We start from the raw sequence: 16,887 nt of genomic DNA on the forward strand, positions 1-16,887 counted from the left end.
CAGACGAATTCAGGCGTGTTTCGGCGTGGCGTCGGCCACGGCGTTTTCAGCAACAGGTTTTGGTGTGGTGCGGGCGGCGAAGACGATGATCGCAGCGATGATCGAGGTCGCGGCCAGACCATAGAGGCCGCCCTGAATCGAGCCGGTGTGTTCTTCGAGCAAGCCGAAGGTGGTCGGCGCAACGAAGCCGCCGAGGTTGCCTACCGAGTTGATCAGCGCGATCACTGCCGCAGCAATTCGGGCATCCAGATAAGCCTGCGGAATCGGCCAGAACAGCGACGACGCCGACTTGAACCCCAGCGCCGCAAAGCAGATCGCCACGAAAGCGAAAATCGGCCCGCCAGTGGTGGACATGAACATCCCTGCCGCAGCGATCAACAGCGCCGTGGCGACCCACGCCTGCTGGTGTTTCCACTTCGCCGAAAGCGAGGCGAACGCATACATGCCGACAATCGACAGCAGCCACGGAATCGAGTTGAACAGGCCGACCTGCACGTCGCTCAGCTCACCCATTTTCTTGATGATGCTCGGCAGCCAGAACGTCGCCGCGTAGATGGTCAACTGAATGAAGAAGTAGATCAGGCAGAACAGAATGATCTGCCGGTCCTTGAGCAATTTGCCCAGCGACGGTCGAATCGGGGTCGCCGCTTCGCGGGCCTTTTGTTCGTCGTCGATGGCCGTGACCAGGGCGTCCTGTTCGGCGCGGGTCAGCCATTTCGCATCGTGGGGCTTGGCGTCGAGCCAGAACCAGACGAACACGCACAGGCACACCGAGAACATCCCTTCGATGAAATACATCCACTGCCAGCCGTGCATGCCCAAGCCGTTGATTTGCAGGAGCAGGCCGGACAGCGGCCCGGAGATCAACGACGCCACGGCCGAGCCACTGAGGAAAATCGCAATCGCCTTGCCGCGCTCGGCGCCGGGCAGCCAGCGGGTGAAGTAATAGATCACGCCGGGGAAGAAACCGGCCTCTGCCACACCCAGCAGGAATCGCAGGATATAGAAGTGGGTTTCGTTCTGGATGAACGCCATGCCGGCGGCGACCAGGCCCCAGGTGAACATGATGCGGGTCAGCCAGATACGCGCGCCGACTTTCTGCAAGAGCATGTTGGAAGGGACTTCGAATAGTGCGTAACCGATGAAGAACAGCCCGGCGCCGAAGCCGTAGGCGGCTGCACCGATACCGAGGTCGTGTTCCATGTGGGTGCGGACGAAACCGATGTTCACCCGGTCAATGTAATTGACGATGAACATGATCACGAAGAGCGGCAGGACGTGGCGTTTGACTTTCGAGATGGCCGAGGCGAGCGTCGGCTCGACACCCTCGTGCATCCCCGAGACGGAGGTTTTCACTTGGTTTTCTCCCACTGATTATTTTTATGCGGGTAGGTTTGGGTGCTGCGTTGTTGATAGACATCATACAACTGAAAATTTTTGTCCTACAAGTGGGGTGGGGTGATTAATTTCGTCTTGGTAAGGTGGTTTTTATGCTTTTTGCTCCGTTTAAGCCGAATTTATTGGTCTTTGCGCGGCGGGTACATCGTTGTTAGCCTTTTCAAAGCGCGGCTGGGTGACGGAAGGCTTGATGAATATTCCGGATGTTTTTTTGCTGTTGTCATACAAGTTGGTAGCATTAGAGGGGCAAAATCAGTCCCGCCAACGCCACGCGCGGTGCTACGATCGGCAAGCCCCGATCACCGGACCCGATCATGCAAGAAGACTTCGACGCCCCCGCCCGCAAACGTGCCCACAACCTCGCACACGATCTGGTGGAAAAGCTTACCCAGAGCATTCTGCTCGGCCAGATGACGCCGGGTGACAAGTTGCCGTCGGAGAATTCCATCGTTCAGGAGCACGGCGTCAGCCGCACGGTGGTGCGTGAGGCGATTTCCAAATTGCAGGCGTCGGGGCTGGTGGAAACCCGCCACGGCATCGGCACGTTCGTCATCGAACGCGCGCCGGAGCAGGGCTTGCGTTTGAATGTCGACACGGCGCTGGGCGTGCGCAGCATGCTCGAACTGCGCCTCGGTCTGGAAACCCAGGCGGCCGCACTGGCGGCACAACGGCGCAGCGAGCCGCAACTGCTGCAGATGCGTCAGGCGCTGGATGACTATCAGCGGCTGCTGGACAACAACGACAGTTGTGTCGAGGCGGATCGGCGCTTCCACCTGTTGATCGCCGAGGCCACCGGCAATGTCTGCTTCAGCGAGATCATGCAGCACCTGGGCAGCGCGATGATTCCGCGTACCCGCCTCAACGCGGCCGAACGGGGCGCGGCGGATCTGAGCAAGCTCGGGCAACTGGCCAATCTGGAGCATGAAGCGATTTTGAACGCGATCAAGCGTCAGGACCCGGAAGCGGCGCGGGCGGCGATGTGGCTGCACCTGACCAACAGCCGTGATCGCTTTTCCGCGCAGGGTTAAATGCCGCTGGTCTGCTGCGTAGCACGCCGCCCATATTAAGGGCCTCCAAACAATACGCCCGGACGTTCCGGCGCTGTTTTTGTGAGGTGCACCATGGCTGACGATTCGCTGTTTCCGGGCGGCATTGCGCCCACCGACCAGACCCACCGCGTTCCCGGCACCGACGAGCCGACCCTGAGCGATCACGACGCGCCGCCGGGCATGGACCCGGGGCGCGATCCCTTGAGCGATGCTGACCGGCCGGAAGACTGGAAAGACCCTGCCGCTGAGGAAAATGTGCCGCCGGCGGATGAGCCGACGCCGTTGTCGGATGATCGGCGCTGAGCCTTGAGGTTGATGGTGGATTGGCTGGCCGCTTCGCGAGCAGGCTCGCTCCCACAGGGAATCGGGTTTGCTCGGGGATCTCAGGTCGTATGGATATCGCGCATCAACAAGCCGAAGCGCAGATCCACCGCGTCCGGTATCGGCAGATAAACCGTGTGCCCATCTCCCGGCGCTACATTGATGCCTTCGCCGTTGAGGTTCTGCAGTTCGTGCAGGTCAAAATGAAAGTTGCCCTTGGGCGTCATCAGTTCCAGATGATCGCCCACGGCAAAACGGTTCTTCACCTTGACCTCGGCCAGCCGTTCACGCCGTTCACCGGTCAGTTCGCCGACGAACTGCTGACGTTCCGAAACCGAACTGCCGTGCTGATAGTTCTGATATTCATCATGCACATGCCGGCGCAGAAAACCTTCGGTGTAACCGCGCTGGGCCAGTGATTCGAGGTCACTCATCAGGCTGCGGTCGAACGGCCGGCCGGCGACTGCATCGTCAATGGCGCGGCGGTAAACCTGAGTGGTGCGGGCGCAATAGAAATGCGATTTGGTCCGGCCTTCGATCTTCAATGAATGCACGCCCATGCGCGTCAGGCGTTCGACGTGCTGCACGGCGCGCAGGTCCTTGGCATTCATGATGTAGGTGCCATGCTCGTCTTCGAAGGCTGGCATCAATTCGTCGGGGCGATTGGCTTCCTGCAACAGAAACACCTGATCGGTGGGCGCGCCGAGGCCCAGGGTCGGCTCGGGCTGGAAGGTTTGCACGATCTCGCCGAGCTGATTTTCCGTGGCCTGCTGTGCCGAGTACTTCCAGCGACAGGCATTGGTGCAAGTGCCCTGATTGGCGTCGCGCTTGTTCAGGTAGCCGGAGAGCAGGCAGCGTCCGGAGTAGGCCATGCACAGCGCGCCGTGGACGAACACTTCCAGCTCCGTGCCGGGCACTTGCTCGCGGATTTCGCCGATTTCTTCCAGCGACAATTCCCGTGACAAGATGACCCGGCTGACGCCTTGCTGCTGCCAGAACTCGACGCTCGCCCAGTTCACCGTGTTGGCCTGCACCGACAAGTGAATCGGCATCTGCGCAAAATGCCGGCGCACCAGCATGATCAGCCCCGGATCGGACATGATCAGCGCATCCGGCGCCATCTCGATCACCGGCGCAAGATCCTTGAGGAAAGTCTTCAGCTTGGCATTGTGCGGGGCGATGTTGACCACTACATAGAAGCGCTTGCCCTGCGCCTGCGCCTCGCGGATGCCCAGCGCCAGATTGGCATGATCGAATTCATTGTTGCGCACGCGCAGGCTGTAACGCGGCTGGCCGGCATACACCGCATCGGCGCCGTAGGCGAAGGCGTAACGCATGTTTTTCAGGGTGCCGGCGGGGGCGAGCAGTTCGGGGGCGCTGAGGGTCGAGTGCATGATGGCGGTCGCAAAAGCGCGGCAGGGTAAGCGAGGCGCAGCGAGGGTTTATTGATCTGGATCTATGCTCAACGAATAAACAGGGCACTCGCGCACGTCGCGGGTGACTAAGGTTCGGGGCGTGCGTGACGCCTGACAGACATGGACCGGACATGAACGAAAAGAGTCTTCAATTCAAATCCCTGACAGTGCTGCTGGTGCTGGTCACGGTGGCCTTCATCTGGATCCTGCTGCCGTTCTATGGCGCGGTGTTCTGGGCGGTGATTCTCGGCATTCTGTTTGCGCCGGTGCAGCGCAGGCTGCAAATCAAATTCGGCTGGCCGCGCAACCTGACGTCGCTGTGTACGTTGAGCCTGTGCCTGATCATCGCGATTCTGCCGGTGATCATCGTCAGCGTTTTGCTGGTGCAGGAGGGGGCCACGGTTTACAAGAATATTGAAAGCGGTGAGCTGGACATTGCCGCCTATCTGGCCCAATTCAAGCACAGCCTGCCGCCGTACTTTCAGCATCTGCTCGACCGTTTCGGCATGGGCGAACTCGACAGCCTGCGCGAGAAAATCGTCAAGGCCGCCATGCAGGGCAGTCAGGTGCTGGCGACTCAGGCGTTCAGTTTCGGCCAGGGCACTTTTGAATTCGTGGTGAGTTTTTTCATCATGCTGTACTTGCTGTTTTTCTTCCTGCGTGACGGGCCGGAACTGGCGCGCAAGATGCGCACTGCCGTGCCGCTGGAGGAAAACCACAAGCGTCGCCTGCAACTGAAATTCAACCGGGTGGTGCGTGCGACCGTCAAAGGCAACGTGCTGGTGGCGGTGACGCAAGGTGCACTGGGCGGGGCGATTTTCTGGTTTCTCGACATTCCCAGCGCGTTGCTCTGGGCGGTGCTGATGGCGTTTCTGTCGTTGTTGCCAGCGGTCGGCGCGGGGATCGTCTGGGCGCCGGTGGCGGTGTACTTCCTGCTCAGCGGCATGATCTGGCAAGGCGTGGTGCTGGGCTTGTTCGGGGTTTTCGTGATCGGCCTGGTCGACAACGTCCTGCGCCCGATCCTGGTGGGCAAGGACACGAAAATGCCCGATTACATGATCCTGATCTCGACCCTGGGCGGCCTCGCGGTGTTCGGCCTCAACGGCTTCGTCATCGGCCCGTTGATCGCCGCGCTGTTCCTGTCGAGCTGGGCGTTGTTCGTCGAGACCAAACCCAAGGTGCAACTGCCTTAGGCATTGAACGACGCGCTGACAATCTTCTGCGACAAGGCTTGTGCGGCGGGTAACGAGGTGAGCGGACCACTGATCGCCTCGCCGTCGCGCATCAGATACCAGCAGGCAAGCAACCCCGACGCCCTGAGCGAAGCGGGAACCGCGCTGCCGACCACCGACATGATTTGAACCTGAGCCATGACCTGTACCTCCATTCAACAATGGAGCTACCTTAGAGATTCGCCGCTGCTACGGACAATCAACGCTTTCGATAGTGGTCATTGATGCGGTTGAGGACTGCCTCAATCGACCACTTGATCGAGCATGTGCATGACTTCGCGCTCATTGAGCAAGCCTTTGTGCACCAGATTCTCCGCCAGCAGCGAAAGAAACTTGGCGCAGCGGTGACCTTCCAGGTGCTTGAGCTCGGTCAGCGCGCTGTACACCTTGCTCGAGGTGCACAGGCCGACAATGCGGTGCGGGTTTTGTGTTGGCATATTCTCGTCCTTGTTGTTATCAACCTGTTGTTTGCGGACGGATTCAGATTGCGGCTCCGTCATGACAAAACCATGACCGTTTCGTGGAAATGCCCATGACGGTCGAGTCAATCATGCCGACTTTAGCTGCATAAACTGTTCTCGCAGCGACCTTGGCGAGATTTTTTTCAGACGTTGGGCGACGAATGGTCGAATGCCCATCGCAAGTGCGCCGTCAAAGATCAAAAGCCCCTCACCCTAACCCTCTCCCAGAGGGAGAGGGGACTGATCGCGGGGGATGCGAGAGGTACGTAGACGTGAGATACCGAAGCGGATGCGAGAGATGCGTCGATGCGAGATGCCGAGCCGAACGCAAAATTCGAAGCCAACGAAGATCGGCTCCCTCTCCTTGGGGAGAGGGCTGGGGTGAGGGGCGAATCCACCGCAAATCCAAAGCCGATCGCACACTCTCCACAAAAAAGCCCCGCTTGAAAAAGCGGGGCTCCGTGTATCGGTTACCAGCGCGGACCGCCGTAATACCCATGCGGCCGACCGTAATACCCGCGAGGCGGGCCGTAATAAACGGGAGCGGGCTGCACGTAAACCGGTTGCTGCACGTAAACCGGCGCCGGCTGGTAATAAACCGGTGGTGGCGGCTGCTGCACATAAACCGGCTGCGGCTGGACATACACCGGTTGCTGCACATACACCGGCCGATCCTGATTGATCAGTGCCGAGCCGATGATGGCCGAGCCGACGATCGCGCCAAACACTGCAGGGCCTTGCCAGCCGTGGCCACCACCCGCTTCTGCCTGACCCGTGACCGCGAGCGCGCCGATCAACAAAGCCATAATGGGAAGTTTACGAATCATGATAAATCCTCGGTTCTTCGACCCGGCGGCAGGGCCTGCACCAGGCCCACAATTGTCGCGGGGATACATCTGAGACAGTGAAATCGGCAAAATCAGCACAGCCGCTGGGTAAATTTTGTGTAAGGTCTGTAGCGGTTTCTTTACCCGGTTGAACGATCGCCGCGAAAGCCCTCTAAAACACGGCCCATGATCGTTCAGAACCCGCAGGGCTGGCTAATCCCGTCTATCCGAAAGTGCGTTTGAAGGAGAAGTTTCATGCAGATGAACCCGAACAAAGACACCCAGCTGTGCATGTCCCTGTCGGGGCGGCCCGGCAATTTCGGTCTGCGTTTCCATAACCATTTGTATGAACAGCTGGGCCTGAATTTCTATTACAAGGCCTTCAGCAGTCGAGACCTGACCGGCGCCGTGAGCGGGATTCGCGCACTGGGCATTCGTGGTTGCGGCGTATCTATGCCGTTCAAGGAAGCCTGCATTGCGCTGGTCGACGAACTGGACGCCTCGGCAGCAGCGATCCAGTCGATCAACACCATCGTCAACACCAACGGCCACCTCAAGGCCTACAACACCGATTACATCGCCGTCGCCCAGTTGCTGCAGAGCCATGCGGTGCCCAAGGAATCGACCTTCGCCCTGCGTGGCAGCGGTGGCATGGCCAAAGCGGTGGCCAGTGCCTTGCGCGACGGCGGCTACAAGAACGGCCTGATCGTCGCCCGCAACGAGCGCGCCGGGCGTGCGCTGGCGGACTCGCTGGGCTATCGCTGGCAGGCAGAGTTGGGCGAGGAGCGCCCGCAGATGTTGATCAACGTGACCCCGGTCGGGATGGACGGCGGGCCGGAAGCGGGGCAACTGGCGTTTGAGCCGGAAGTCATCAAGTCTGCGCAGACAGTATTCGATGTGGTGGCGATACCCTCGGAAACGCCGTTGATCGTGCGCGCTCGGGCCGAGGACAAACGGGTCATCACCGGACTGGAAGTGATTGCGATCCAGGCGCTGGAGCAGTTTGTGCTGTACACCGGCGTGCGCCCGAATGAAGCGCAGTTTGCCGCGGCGGTAGCGTTTGCGCGTAGCTGATTAAGTCTTGCGGTGGCGGGGCGGACCTCATCGCTTGCAGGCAAGCTCCCACAATGGGATCGGTGCTGTTTATTCGAGGCGCGCCAGGCGCTCTTCCAGTGCGGCGATCCGTGCTTCGAGTTCTTCGATGCGCTCCACCGAAACGCCACTCACCGAGCGCTCCACCGGATTCTGCCGCGCGGCGATGATCGCCTCGATGTCCGCCGGATCGCCCAGGGCATGGGTGTAACGGTCTTCGCGCTGGCCGGCCTGACGCGGGATCAGCACCGCCAAACCGCGCGCAATCAGGCGCTCGAGCTGATGCACGACCTGTTCGGCGTCTTCGAACTCGTGCATGCGGCCGCTGCGGGTCAGCAGCTCGTTGACGGTTTGCGGGCCGCGCAGAAACATCAGCCCGCTCAAGATCACCTGCGCCGGCACCAGCTCCAGCGCCTTGTCGACCTTGTGCTCCCAGCGATCGGCGCGACTGCCCATCACCAGCTTGGCAAAACCGCTGCCTTCAAGGGCGCGCAGGCTCTGGCCGACCTGGCCCGGAGTCAGGTTCATCACCGGTTCGCGGCTGGTTTTCTGGTTGCAGGCCAGCACCAGCGCATTGAGGGTCAGCGGATAGCTTTCCGGGCTGGTCGCCTGTTTCTCGATCAGCGAGCCGAGGATGCGGATTTCCGTGGCGTTGAGCCGTGGCTGTTCGGAGCTGGATTCTGGTTCGGTGGTCATCGCGCGTTCCCTCTGCAGTCGAAGGCGCCTAGCCTAATCCTTGCCCAACAAAAGGCAAGCCGTGTGGTCATCAAGCATGGCTATAATCGCCACCTTGTTCCACCCAGCCATCACACGAGACTGCCATGACCATTTCCCTGTACGCCGCATCCGTCCCGGTTTTTCAACAAATGCTCAACGCCCTGAGCGATGTGCTGAAAAAGGCTGAAGCCCACGCCAGCGAGAAAAACATCGACCCGAACGCCTTTCTGCAAGCGCGTCTGTACCCGGACATGTTTCCGCTGACGCGTCAGGTGCAGATCGCCGTCGACTTCGCCAAAGGCGTGTCGGCGCGTCTGGCTGAAGTCGAACTGCCAAAGTACGACGACAGCGAAACCACCTTCGCCGAGCTGCAAGCCCTGATCGCCAAGGTTCTGGCCTTTATCGGCGAGATCAAGCCAGAGCAGATCGATGGCAAGGAAGGCATTGAAATCGTCACCCGTCCCGGCACACCAAAAGAGAAGCGCTTCAGTGGTCAGTCGTATCTGCTGACTTACGGTCTGCCGCAATTCTTCTTCCACGTCACCACCACGTATGCATTGCTGCGTCATAACGGTGTGGAAGTGGGCAAGCGCGATTACATGGGCGCGTTCTAAAACAGCCAGCTACAAAAAAGCCCGCCAAGGTTCACACCGAGGCGGGCTTTTCATTTGATCGTTCCCACCGCTCCGCGTGGGAATGCAGCCCGGGACGCTCCGCGTCCCTTTTCGAGCCGAACGCGGAGCGTCCGTTGAGGCATTCCCACGCGGAGCGTGGGAATGATCGGGGTGCCGTAAATATCAGGCGGTACGCTGGGCCTTCGCTTCTTCACCCAGGCAAGCCGCTGCGGTAAACAGCACGTCAGTTGACGAGTTGAGCGCAGTCTCCGCCGAATCCTGCAGCACGCCAATGATGAAACCGACCGCCACCACCTGCATGGCAATCTCGCTCGGGATGCCGAACAGGCTGCATGCCAGCGGAATCAACAGCAGCGAGCCACCGGCCACGCCCGAAGCGCCACACGCGCAGATCGCCGCAACAACGCTGAGCAAAATCGCCGTCGGAATGTCCACGGCAATCCCCAACGTGTGCACCGCGGCCAGGGCCAGTACGGTGATGGTGATCGCCGCGCCGGCCATGTTGATGGTCGCGCCCAGCGGGATCGACACCGAGTAGGTGTCTTCATGCAGGCCCAGGCGCTTGCTCAGTTCCAGGTTGACCGGAATGTTCGCCGCCGAACTGCGGGTGAAAAACGCGGTGATACCGCTTTCGCGCAGGCATTGGAGGGTCAGCGGATAAGGATTGCGGCGCAGCTTCCAGAACACGATCAGCGGGTTCATCACCAACGCCACGAACAGCATGCAGCCGAGCAACACCGCGAGCAGGTGCGCGTAACCGAGCAGTGCACCGAAACCGGACGTGGCCAGCGTCGACGCGACCAGACCGAAAATACCCAGCGGCGCGAAGCGGATGACCACGCGAACAATAACCGTGACGCCGTTGGACAAGTCGCCCAGCACTTCGCGGGTGGTATCGCCGGCGTGGCGGATCGCGATGCCCATGCCGATCGCCCACGCCAGAATGCCAATGAAGTTGGCGTTCATCAGCGCGTTGACCGGGTTATCGACCACGCTCAACAGCAGGCTTTGCAGCACTTCACCAATCCCGCCCGGTGCGCTGACCGCAACGTTTTCGGTCGACAGCACCAGATGGGACGGGAACGCCATGCTGGCAACCACGGCCACCACCGCCGCACTGAAAGTACCCAGCAGGTACAGAAACAGGATCGGCCGGATGTGGGTTTCCTGACCATGCTTGTGGTTGGCGATCGAGGCCATCACCAGGACGAACACCAGAATCGGCGCCACGGCTTTCAACGCCGAGACAAACACCTTGCCGATGAACGCGGTGGACTTGGCAGCTTCCGGAGCAAGCAGCGCCAGGGCGATACCGGCGATCAGGCCGATCACGATCTGGGTCACCAGGCTGAGTTTTTTCAAGCGTTGCAGGAGAGAAGGGGATGAGGCGGTCATGAACGGCATCTCTGTTTTTTATAGGGTGCGAGGTTGCGTGGGCAGGCACGAACCGAGTGTCGAATCGACATCAGCGCCAAAAACCGGCCGCTGAACAAGCTGTACGTTTTGCAGGGCGCGGACTTTATCACAGCGTAGGCCTTATCCCTCAGGCATGTGACGATCTGCCACCCGTTTGATCGGCCAATCAGACAGGTTTGTGCAAGTCAGCTCGGGGCACTCTCTGTTAAGCTGCGCCATCCTCATTTTCAAATTTCGCCAGCGGGCCTCAAGGCCATCGCTGGTGTCGTCGTTTTGCTGGAGTTGCGCATGCTGTTGCCTATTCTTCTGTTGTCCGCTGCCGGTTTCACGGTGCTGACCACGGAGTTCGTTATCGTCGGCCTGTTGCCGGCGATTGCCCGCGATCTTGAAGTCACCATTCCCCAAGCCGGATTACTGGTGACGCTGTTCGCGTTTACCGTGGCGATGTTCGGCCCGTTCCTGACTGCGTATTTCGCCCGTTTCGAACGGCGCAAGTTGTTCATCAGCATCCTGATCATGTTCGGCCTGGCCAATACCGTCGCGGCGTTGGCGCCGAATATCTGGGTCATGGCCGTTGCCCGATTGATTCCGGCGCTGGGGTTGCCGGTGTTCTGGGCGCTGGCCAGCGAGACGGCGGTGGATATCGTCGGCCCGGATTTCGCCGGTCGCGCGATCGCCAAGATCGGTTTCGGCATTGTCTGCGCCACGGTGTTCGGCATCCCGGTCGGCACGCTGATTTCTGACGCCTTCGGCTGGCGCACGGCTTTCGCGATTCTCGCGGTGGTCGCGTTTGCCAAGGCTCTGCTGCTATTCGTGTATCTGCCGAAAACCAGTCTGCATCAACATCAAGTCAGCTTCCGTTCGCAGTTCAAGATCCTGCGCAGCCCGTTGATGCTCGGCCATGTACTGCTGTCGATCCTGGTGTTCAGCGGCATGTTCACCGCTTACACCTATCTGGCGGACATTCTTGAACGGCTGGCCGGGTTCAACGGCACCGTGGTCGGCTGGTGCCTGATGGGCTTCGGTGCGGTCGGGCTGATCGGCAACTCGTTGGGCGGCCGTGCGGTGGACCGGCACCCGCTCGGCGCTTCGGTGCTGTTCTGTGCGTTCATGATCGCTGGCATGGTCTCGCTGGTGCCGAACATTCATTCACCGTTGGGCCTGGCCGTGGCCATGGCCATCTGGGGCGTGACCCAGGCGGCGTTGTTCCTGGTCAGCCACGTGCGCCTGATGAAGGCCGCACCGGAAGCGCCGGCCTTCGCGGCCTCGCTGAACATCGCCGGGGCCAATCTGGGCATCGGTCTGGGCGCGATGATCGGCGGTCGGGTCATCGACAGCGCCGGCCTCGGTTTCCTCGGCTTTGCCGCTGCCGGGTTTATCCTGCTGTCGGTGTTCCTCGCCATGGTGCTGATGACCTTGAAGCCGCGCGAAGCCTGCGCTTCATAAGGTGGTAAACAGCTCGCGTCGGGCACCCTCGGTAATCGCAACGATGCCTGGGTGCTTGACCTTGCGCTCCACCGAGATGGCATAGAACGACTCGGTCACCGCATCGGTCTGGCCAATAACCACGACGCCGTACTGGCGCTTCACTTCATCGGCAATCACGCTCGGACCAATGAAAATCCCGCTGCCGGATTGGCCGAACGCCTGCATCAACGCACTGTCATCGAATTCGCCGACGATTTGCGGCTGGATCTGCTGTTCGGCAAACCAGCGCTGCAAGCGGCTGCGCACCACGGTTTCCGCGCCGGGAATCAGCAGCGGTGCGCCGTGCAGGCTGCGCGGGAAATCCTGACCGTAAGTCGCCGCCAGTTCGGCGGTGGCGAAAAAACTGATGCCGCATTCACCGAGTTTCTGGCTGTAGCCCTTGATGTCGAGGTGCGAAGGCATCGGGCTGTCGGAAATCACCAGATCGAGACGCTGAATCGCCAGATCCGCGAGCAAGCGTTCGAGTTTGTCTTCCCGGCAGGTGATGCGCAGCGGTTCGCTCAACTCCATGGTCGGCGCGATCAAACGATAAACGATGGATTTGGGCACCACGTCGGCGACCCCCACGCGAAACAGGATCTGCTGTTCGTTGGGCTGCGCGCGCAGCATCAACTCGAGTTCGCCGCCGAGCTGGAACATCTGTTCGGCGTAGGGCAGGGCCTGACGCCCGGCTTCGGTGAGTTCCAGTTGCCGGCCGACGCGGCGAAACAACTCAATGCCGTAGGTCTGTTCGAGCAGAGAAATCTGCCCGCTGATGGTTTGCGGGGTCAGGTTCAGTTGCTCGCAGGCGCGCACGATGCTGCCGGTCTTGGCGACAACCCAGAAGTAATGCAGTTGACGGTAATTGAGCATGGCGTTCTTCAGTTCGTGAAAACCGAAGTATAGCCGCTAAAAATACGAATTTTCCTGAAGTGTTCGCCTGCCTAGAATGCCCAGCCATCGACGGCTGCTCTGCGTGCCGCGCTGGTTTATTCGAGGAATCATTATGAAATACACATTTCCTGCGCTGATGTTTGCGTCTTTACTGTTTCTGGCCGGTTGCGATCAGGCCGAAAAAAGCGCTCAGCAATTGATGGGCGCGGCGGCTGAAACCGCCAAGCAAGCGATCGACGACACCCATAAGGCTGCCGAGCAAGCGCTCAGCGATGCCACCGGTGGCTTGATTCAGAAAAAGGAAACACCGGAAAAACAAACGGAAGAATCCGAATCTTCCTCCAAGACTATCTAACCCCGTCTTACACAGAGTCAGGACTGACCCATGGAATATCTGTTAGAACTCGCCGCCAGCCCCACCGCCTGGGTTGCTTTGGCCACACTGGTGGTAATGGAAATCGTGCTCGGCATCGATAACCTGATCTTTATTTCGATCCTGACCAACAAGCTGCCCGAGCAACATCGGCAGAAGGCTCGCCGAATTGGTATCGGCATGGCGTTGATTCTGCGTCTGGCGCTGTTGAGCACCATCGCCTTCATCGTGCAGCTGACCGAGCCTGTGATCGAAATTCTGGGCCAGGCGTTCTCCTGGAAGGACATGATCCTGATCGCCGGTGGCCTGTTCCTGGTGTGGAAAGCCACCACCGAGATCCATCACAGCATGGACCCGGCCCCGGAAGATCCGAAGACCGCGACCTCGACCGTGACCCTGGGCTTCGCTGCGGCGATCGGTCAGATCCTGATGCTCGATATGGTGTTCTCGATCGACAGCATCATTACCGCTGTCGGCATGACCGAACACTTGCCGATCATGATCATCGCGGTAGTGGTGTCGGTGCTGGTGATGCTGCTGGCAGCTGACCCGCTGGCCAAGTTCATCAACGACAACCCGACCGTGGTAATGCTGGCCCTGGGCTTCCTGATCATGATCGGTATGACCCTGATCGCCGAAGGCTTCGGCGCCCACGTACCGAAAGGTTATGTGTACGCGGCGATGGCGTTCTCGGCGGGTATCGAAGTGTTGAACATGATGTCGCGCCGGGCTAAACAGAAGAAGGTTGCTCAGCAGGCGTAATGGCTGGCAGCGTCAAGACCGCTTGGGCTTTTGGGCTCAGGCGGTTTTTTTTGCTTTGATATTGTGTGTTTTATCTGAAATCCGCCCCTCACCCCAGCCCTCTCCCGAGGGAGAGGGGGCCGATTCGGGGGCTTTCAAATCCTGAGTTCGGCTCGGTAGCAAAGTTTGGAGTACTTCGAATAAACACCCCGGTCAGTTCCCTCTCCCCTTGGGAGAGGGCTAGGTGAGGGGCTCTTGATCTTAGTGCGCGGTCACATGCCGCCCACGGTGCTCCCCGCTTTTCTCAACAGGCGCACGCTGAACCGGATGATGATGCCGCCGCGAAATCCGCAACACCCCCCACAGCATGGCAGTCGCCACAGCCAGCCAGCCGGCAATCAACATCACGATGGTCATGGTCAGGCTCATCAGTGCCTCCTCTTCGCCCTGCAGCGGGCGCACACTTTTCAATTCGCTCTGTTTCACTGACAGTCTAGCCAATGGGGTGTTTCAGGCTATTGACCAAAGGTCGCTGGCGACCAATCAGTTCGCTCTATGCAATTGCCTGGTCTGCGGTTAAAGGCTATACCGCAGGCGGTCGCGGCCCTATGATCGCAGCGTTGCCGGAACACGAAGACCGGCGTGTGAACAGAGAGTGATGATGGTCCAGCTATTTTCCCGAGTGCGAGCGGCGCTGCTTATTGCCGTCGGTGCGGCAGTTTTGAACGGTTGCGCAGGCATGGTTGCACCAGAGGTCAAGCGTCTGCCGGAGCGGGTCGAGCTGAGCGGCACGTTCTACCGCGGCGAAGCCAATCAGAGCGGGCCGCAGGTGTTGGCCAGTCTGTTGTCGCAGCAGGGCATCGTGATCACGCCGGGTCTGCTGGAAAAACCGTTGCACTTGCCCGGCGCTGAAGACAAGTTGCAGCGCAATATGGAAAATCTCGCCCGTGAATACGGCATGGTGGTCTACCCGCTGGACAGTCATCTTCCAGCGCTGTTGACCCAGGTGGCCGCCGGTTATCCGGTGATGGTGCGCTTCAGCGAAGGTTCGGCGTTCTGGGCCGAGCCGCGCTATGCGATTCTCTCCGGCTACGATCGCAACAAGCAGAACGTGCTGTTGCGCGCCGGGATGAACCGTCGGCAACTGATGAGTTTCAGTGCCTTCGAGTCGGCGCTGGAAAAGTCCGGCGGCTGGGCCATTCTGATCCAGAAGCCTTCGCAGATCCCCGCAGCCGTTGATCAGCAACGCTGGCTGAAGGCGGCCGATGCGCTGGCCCAGGCCGGTCAGGAAAACGAAGCGGCACAGGCGCGCAAGGCGCTCGCGGCGCACTAGGCTCCGTTCGTCACTTGCCGGGCACGACTGCGCCCGGCTCGCCTCCTATGCGTAGAGCCCGTGATTTTGCGGGCGCACCAGGAGGCGCACATGGCAGATTCATCCCCGAAAGGCCCACATTCTTCCGAACATTCTTCAGGCGATGACCTGGGGTTCGATCCGGATTCGCCCGATCTCGATGATCCGCAGGTGGACCCGGTCGGCCCCGCGAAGGCTCCGTTGGATGAAAAACCCGACGATGAGCAGCGCAAACCCGGCAAAGCCTACGACCCGTTGGGCGATCTGAAACCCTGAGCGAGGTGCGTATGAGTACCGATTCAAGCTTCGATGACCAGAAACCGGACAGCGTGCCGACCACGCCCGAGTCAGACGTCGACCCGGTGCTCGATCCGGACAGCCCGCTGCGTGACCCGTTGGCGCGGCCGAATGTGCTGACTCCCGAGCCGTCACGCGATCCAGCTGCGGGCGATGGCATCCCCGATGACGACAAGATGCCGCTGCCCAACGACTGATCCGGCAGACGAAAAAAAGCCCCGAAGATTCGGGGCTTTTTCCTGTGCGAAACGCTTATTTAGAGGCTTCGACCACGCCGCTCTGGCGCGACTTGAGGTTTTTCTGCGCCTTGTACTGCTGGGCCACCGCCGGCACTGCCGCGCTGCGACCGGTCTCCACCCAACTGCGAATGCGGCTGGCGTCGGCAAAATGCGTGTATTTGCCGAATGCGTCGAGAATCACCAGTGCCACCGGACGATTGGCCATCTTCGTCACCAATACCAGACAATGGCCGGCAGGATTGGTGAAGCCGGTCTTGGTAATCATGATGTCCCAGTCTGCCTTGTTGACCAGGTGATCAGTGTTGCGAAAACCCAGGGTGTAATTGGGTTTGCGGAAGGCGACGGTTTTTTCCTTGGTGGTGGTCAATTCGCTCAGCAGCGGATATTTGTGTGCAGCAACCAGCAACTTGCTCAGGTCGCGTGCGGTGGAAACGTTGCGCTCGGACAGGCCCGTTGGCTCAACGAAGTGTGTGCTGGTCATGCCCAGCATCTTGGCCTTGGCGTTCATTGCTGCGATGAACGCGGCGTAGCCACCCGGATAATGGTGGGCGAGGCTGGCCGCCGCGCGGTTCTCCGAGGACATCAGGGCAATCAGCAGCATCTCGCGCCGCGGCAGTTCGCTCTTGAGTTTGACTCGGGAGAACACCCCCTTCATTTCCGGAGTGTTGCTGATGTCGACATTGATCCATTCGTCCATGTTCTGCCGCGCTTCTACCACCACCAGTCCGGTCATCAATTTGCTGACGGAGGCGATCGGCACGATCACGTCAGGGTTGCTGGAGTAGATGACTTTGTTGGTCTGCATATCCATGAGCAGGGCGCTGCCGGAGGCGATCTTCAGGGTCGAGGCGTCGCGCGGGGCAGCGGTGGTTTCCGCGGCGTTGATCGTTGGCGTGATGAATGTGCCTGTGAATGCGAAAAACAGGCTCAGGATCGAAAGACGAATTTTCACGCGGGCGAAC

General features: G+C 60.0%; 21 protein-coding genes. 11 read left to right on the forward strand and 10 right to left on the reverse strand.

Annotated elements, in window-relative coordinates:
- Positions 1 to 9: 9 nt before the first annotated feature.
- Positions 10 to 1,356, reverse strand: a complete 1,347-nt coding sequence (locus M0746_RS07320) for an MFS transporter (RefSeq protein WP_258448654.1) — start codon at positions 1,354 to 1,356, stop codon at positions 10 to 12.
- 356 nt (positions 1,357 to 1,712) lie between these two features.
- On the opposite strand from M0746_RS07320, the gene M0746_RS07325 reads away from it, so the two are divergent.
- Both M0746_RS07325 and M0746_RS07330 read left to right on the forward strand, forming a co-directional pair.
- Positions 1,713 to 2,426, forward strand: a complete 714-nt coding sequence (locus M0746_RS07325) for a FadR/GntR family transcriptional regulator (protein WP_258448655.1) — start codon at positions 1,713 to 1,715, stop codon at positions 2,424 to 2,426.
- Positions 2,427 to 2,519: 93 nt separating this feature from the next.
- Positions 2,520 to 2,750 (forward strand): hypothetical protein, encoded by a 231-nt coding sequence (locus M0746_RS07330; RefSeq protein ID WP_258448656.1) that lies wholly within the window; start codon positions 2,520 to 2,522, stop codon positions 2,748 to 2,750.
- Positions 2,751 to 2,830: 80 nt separating this feature from the next.
- Here M0746_RS07330 and trhP read toward each other — a convergent pair whose 3' ends face one another.
- A complete protein-coding gene (gene trhP, locus M0746_RS07335) occupies positions 2,831 to 4,162 on the reverse strand; it encodes a prephenate-dependent tRNA uridine(34) hydroxylase TrhP (protein WP_258448657.1) in 1,332 nt (443 codons plus the stop codon).
- Between the two features lie 152 nt (positions 4,163 to 4,314).
- Here trhP and M0746_RS07340 point away from each other — a divergent pair, with 152 nt between their 5' ends.
- On the forward strand, positions 4,315 to 5,376 hold the full coding sequence (locus M0746_RS07340) for an AI-2E family transporter (RefSeq protein WP_258448658.1): 1,062 nt from the start codon (positions 4,315 to 4,317) through the stop codon (positions 5,374 to 5,376).
- On the opposite strand, the gene M0746_RS07345 is transcribed toward M0746_RS07340, so the two are convergent.
- The 3 genes from M0746_RS07345 to M0746_RS07355 all read right to left on the reverse strand — a co-directional run bounded on the left by M0746_RS07345 (position 5,373) and on the right by M0746_RS07355 (position 6,703).
- Complete coding sequence (locus M0746_RS07345; RefSeq protein ID WP_090284520.1) at positions 5,373 to 5,555, reverse strand: hypothetical protein; 183 nt, start codon at positions 5,553 to 5,555, stop codon at positions 5,373 to 5,375. The two genes, M0746_RS07340 and M0746_RS07345, sit on opposite strands and share 4 nt — an antisense overlap.
- Before the next feature lie 102 nt (positions 5,556 to 5,657).
- Positions 5,658 to 5,852 carry a hypothetical protein gene (locus M0746_RS07350; RefSeq protein WP_016984641.1) on the reverse strand — a complete coding sequence of 65 codons (195 nt, stop codon included), beginning with the start codon at positions 5,850 to 5,852 and terminating at the stop codon, positions 5,658 to 5,660.
- A gap of 494 nt (positions 5,853 to 6,346) precedes the next feature.
- On the reverse strand, positions 6,347 to 6,703 hold the full coding sequence (locus M0746_RS07355; protein WP_090284519.1) for a hypothetical protein: 357 nt from the start codon (positions 6,701 to 6,703) through the stop codon (positions 6,347 to 6,349).
- 255 nt (positions 6,704 to 6,958) lie between these two features.
- Between M0746_RS07355 and M0746_RS07360 the strand changes: the two genes are divergently transcribed.
- Complete coding sequence (locus tag M0746_RS07360; RefSeq protein WP_258448659.1) at positions 6,959 to 7,777, forward strand: shikimate 5-dehydrogenase; 819 nt, start codon at positions 6,959 to 6,961, stop codon at positions 7,775 to 7,777.
- 69 nt (positions 7,778 to 7,846) lie between these two features.
- Here M0746_RS07360 and M0746_RS07365 read toward each other — a convergent pair whose 3' ends face one another.
- Positions 7,847 to 8,491, reverse strand: coding sequence for a YceH family protein (locus tag M0746_RS07365; protein WP_258448660.1), 645 nt, complete (start codon positions 8,489 to 8,491; stop codon positions 7,847 to 7,849).
- Between the two features lie 125 nt (positions 8,492 to 8,616).
- On the opposite strand from M0746_RS07365, the gene M0746_RS07370 reads away from it, so the two are divergent.
- Positions 8,617 to 9,126, forward strand: coding sequence for a DUF1993 domain-containing protein (locus tag M0746_RS07370; protein ID WP_208940558.1), 510 nt, complete (start codon positions 8,617 to 8,619; stop codon positions 9,124 to 9,126).
- A gap of 183 nt (positions 9,127 to 9,309) precedes the next feature.
- Here the strand turns inward: M0746_RS07370 and sstT are convergent, their stop codons facing one another.
- Entirely contained in the window at positions 9,310 to 10,542 is a 1,233-nt protein-coding gene (gene sstT, locus M0746_RS07375; RefSeq protein WP_208940559.1) for a serine/threonine transporter SstT, read from the reverse strand.
- A 309-nt stretch (positions 10,543 to 10,851) separates the two neighbouring features.
- On the opposite strand from sstT, the gene M0746_RS07380 reads away from it, so the two are divergent.
- On the forward strand, positions 10,852 to 12,009 hold the full coding sequence (locus M0746_RS07380) for an MFS transporter (RefSeq protein WP_093100186.1): 1,158 nt from the start codon (positions 10,852 to 10,854) through the stop codon (positions 12,007 to 12,009).
- Here the strand turns inward: M0746_RS07380 and nhaR are convergent.
- Positions 12,004 to 12,903 carry a transcriptional activator NhaR gene (nhaR, locus tag M0746_RS07385; RefSeq protein ID WP_208940561.1) on the reverse strand — a complete coding sequence of 300 codons (900 nt, stop codon included), beginning with the start codon at positions 12,901 to 12,903 and terminating at the stop codon, positions 12,004 to 12,006. The two genes, M0746_RS07380 and nhaR, sit on opposite strands and share 6 nt — an antisense overlap.
- A gap of 133 nt (positions 12,904 to 13,036) precedes the next feature.
- On the opposite strand from nhaR, the gene M0746_RS07390 reads away from it, so the two are divergent.
- Together M0746_RS07390 and M0746_RS07395 are read left to right on the forward strand one after the other, a co-directional pair.
- Positions 13,037 to 13,279: a hypothetical protein gene (locus M0746_RS07390; protein ID WP_258451448.1), complete on the forward strand. Its 243-nt coding sequence runs from the start codon at positions 13,037 to 13,039 to the stop codon at positions 13,277 to 13,279.
- 30 nt (positions 13,280 to 13,309) lie between these two features.
- Complete coding sequence (locus M0746_RS07395) at positions 13,310 to 14,059, forward strand: TerC family protein (protein ID WP_203418679.1); 750 nt, start codon at positions 13,310 to 13,312, stop codon at positions 14,057 to 14,059.
- A 240-nt stretch (positions 14,060 to 14,299) separates the two neighbouring features.
- Here M0746_RS07395 and M0746_RS07400 read toward each other — a convergent pair whose 3' ends face one another.
- A complete protein-coding gene (locus M0746_RS07400; RefSeq protein WP_258448661.1) occupies positions 14,300 to 14,467 on the reverse strand; it encodes a hypothetical protein in 168 nt (55 codons plus the stop codon).
- Positions 14,468 to 14,699: 232 nt separating this feature from the next.
- Here M0746_RS07400 and M0746_RS07405 point away from each other — a divergent pair, with 232 nt between their 5' ends.
- The 3 genes from M0746_RS07405 (at position 14,700) to M0746_RS07415 (ending at position 15,883) form a co-directional block, all read left to right on the forward strand.
- A complete protein-coding gene (locus tag M0746_RS07405) occupies positions 14,700 to 15,371 on the forward strand; it encodes a peptidase C39 family protein (protein WP_258448662.1) in 672 nt (223 codons plus the stop codon).
- A gap of 90 nt (positions 15,372 to 15,461) precedes the next feature.
- Positions 15,462 to 15,665, forward strand: coding sequence for a DUF6021 family protein (locus tag M0746_RS07410; protein ID WP_208940565.1), 204 nt, complete (start codon positions 15,462 to 15,464; stop codon positions 15,663 to 15,665).
- Between the two features lie 11 nt (positions 15,666 to 15,676).
- Positions 15,677 to 15,883, forward strand: a complete 207-nt coding sequence (locus M0746_RS07415) for a hypothetical protein (protein WP_258448663.1) — start codon at positions 15,677 to 15,679, stop codon at positions 15,881 to 15,883.
- 55 nt (positions 15,884 to 15,938) lie between these two features.
- Here the strand turns inward: M0746_RS07415 and pbpG are convergent, their stop codons facing one another.
- Positions 15,939 to 16,877: a D-alanyl-D-alanine endopeptidase gene (gene pbpG / locus M0746_RS07420; protein WP_208940567.1), complete on the reverse strand. Its 939-nt coding sequence runs from the start codon at positions 16,875 to 16,877 to the stop codon at positions 15,939 to 15,941.
- Positions 16,878 to 16,887: the final 10 nt, after the last annotated feature.

This window comes from Pseudomonas sp. S11P7, assembly GCF_023195435.1.
GTDB lineage: Bacteria > Pseudomonadota > Gammaproteobacteria > Pseudomonadales > Pseudomonadaceae > Aquipseudomonas > Aquipseudomonas fluorescens_G.

Bases quoted from the DNA above. Each gene is read 5' to 3' on its own strand.
- M0746_RS07350 (WP_016984641.1), bottom strand. From the start codon at position 5,852: ATGCCAACACAAAACCCGCACCGCATTGTCGGCCTGTGCACCTCGAGC.
- M0746_RS07365 (WP_258448660.1), bottom strand. From the start codon at position 8,491: ATGACCACCGAACCAGAATCCAGCTCCGAACAGCCACGGCTCAACGCC.
- M0746_RS07355 (WP_090284519.1), bottom strand. From the start codon at position 6,703: ATGATTCGTAAACTTCCCATTATGGCTTTGTTGATCGGCGCGCTCGCG.
- M0746_RS07415 (WP_258448663.1), top strand. From the start codon at position 15,677: ATGAGTACCGATTCAAGCTTCGATGACCAGAAACCGGACAGCGTGCCG.
- M0746_RS07380 (WP_093100186.1), top strand. From the start codon at position 10,852: ATGCTGTTGCCTATTCTTCTGTTGTCCGCTGCCGGTTTCACGGTGCTG.
- M0746_RS07345 (WP_090284520.1), bottom strand. From the start codon at position 5,555: ATGGCTCAGGTTCAAATCATGTCGGTGGTCGGCAGCGCGGTTCCCGCT.
- trhP (WP_258448657.1), bottom strand. From the start codon at position 4,162: ATGCACTCGACCCTCAGCGCCCCCGAACTGCTCGCCCCCGCCGGCACC.
- M0746_RS07360 (WP_258448659.1), top strand. From the start codon at position 6,959: ATGCAGATGAACCCGAACAAAGACACCCAGCTGTGCATGTCCCTGTCG.
- M0746_RS07330 (WP_258448656.1), top strand. From the start codon at position 2,520: ATGGCTGACGATTCGCTGTTTCCGGGCGGCATTGCGCCCACCGACCAG.
- sstT (WP_208940559.1), bottom strand. From the start codon at position 10,542: ATGACCGCCTCATCCCCTTCTCTCCTGCAACGCTTGAAAAAACTCAGC.
- nhaR (WP_208940561.1), bottom strand. From the start codon at position 12,903: ATGCTCAATTACCGTCAACTGCATTACTTCTGGGTTGTCGCCAAGACC.
- M0746_RS07370 (WP_208940558.1), top strand. From the start codon at position 8,617: ATGACCATTTCCCTGTACGCCGCATCCGTCCCGGTTTTTCAACAAATG.
- M0746_RS07400 (WP_258448661.1), bottom strand. From the start codon at position 14,467: ATGAGCCTGACCATGACCATCGTGATGTTGATTGCCGGCTGGCTGGCT.
- M0746_RS07410 (WP_208940565.1), top strand. From the start codon at position 15,462: ATGGCAGATTCATCCCCGAAAGGCCCACATTCTTCCGAACATTCTTCA.
- M0746_RS07325 (WP_258448655.1), top strand. From the start codon at position 1,713: ATGCAAGAAGACTTCGACGCCCCCGCCCGCAAACGTGCCCACAACCTC.
- M0746_RS07405 (WP_258448662.1), top strand. From the start codon at position 14,700: ATGGTCCAGCTATTTTCCCGAGTGCGAGCGGCGCTGCTTATTGCCGTC.
- M0746_RS07340 (WP_258448658.1), top strand. From the start codon at position 4,315: ATGAACGAAAAGAGTCTTCAATTCAAATCCCTGACAGTGCTGCTGGTG.
- M0746_RS07395 (WP_203418679.1), top strand. From the start codon at position 13,310: ATGGAATATCTGTTAGAACTCGCCGCCAGCCCCACCGCCTGGGTTGCT.
- M0746_RS07390 (WP_258451448.1), top strand. From the start codon at position 13,037: ATGAAATACACATTTCCTGCGCTGATGTTTGCGTCTTTACTGTTTCTG.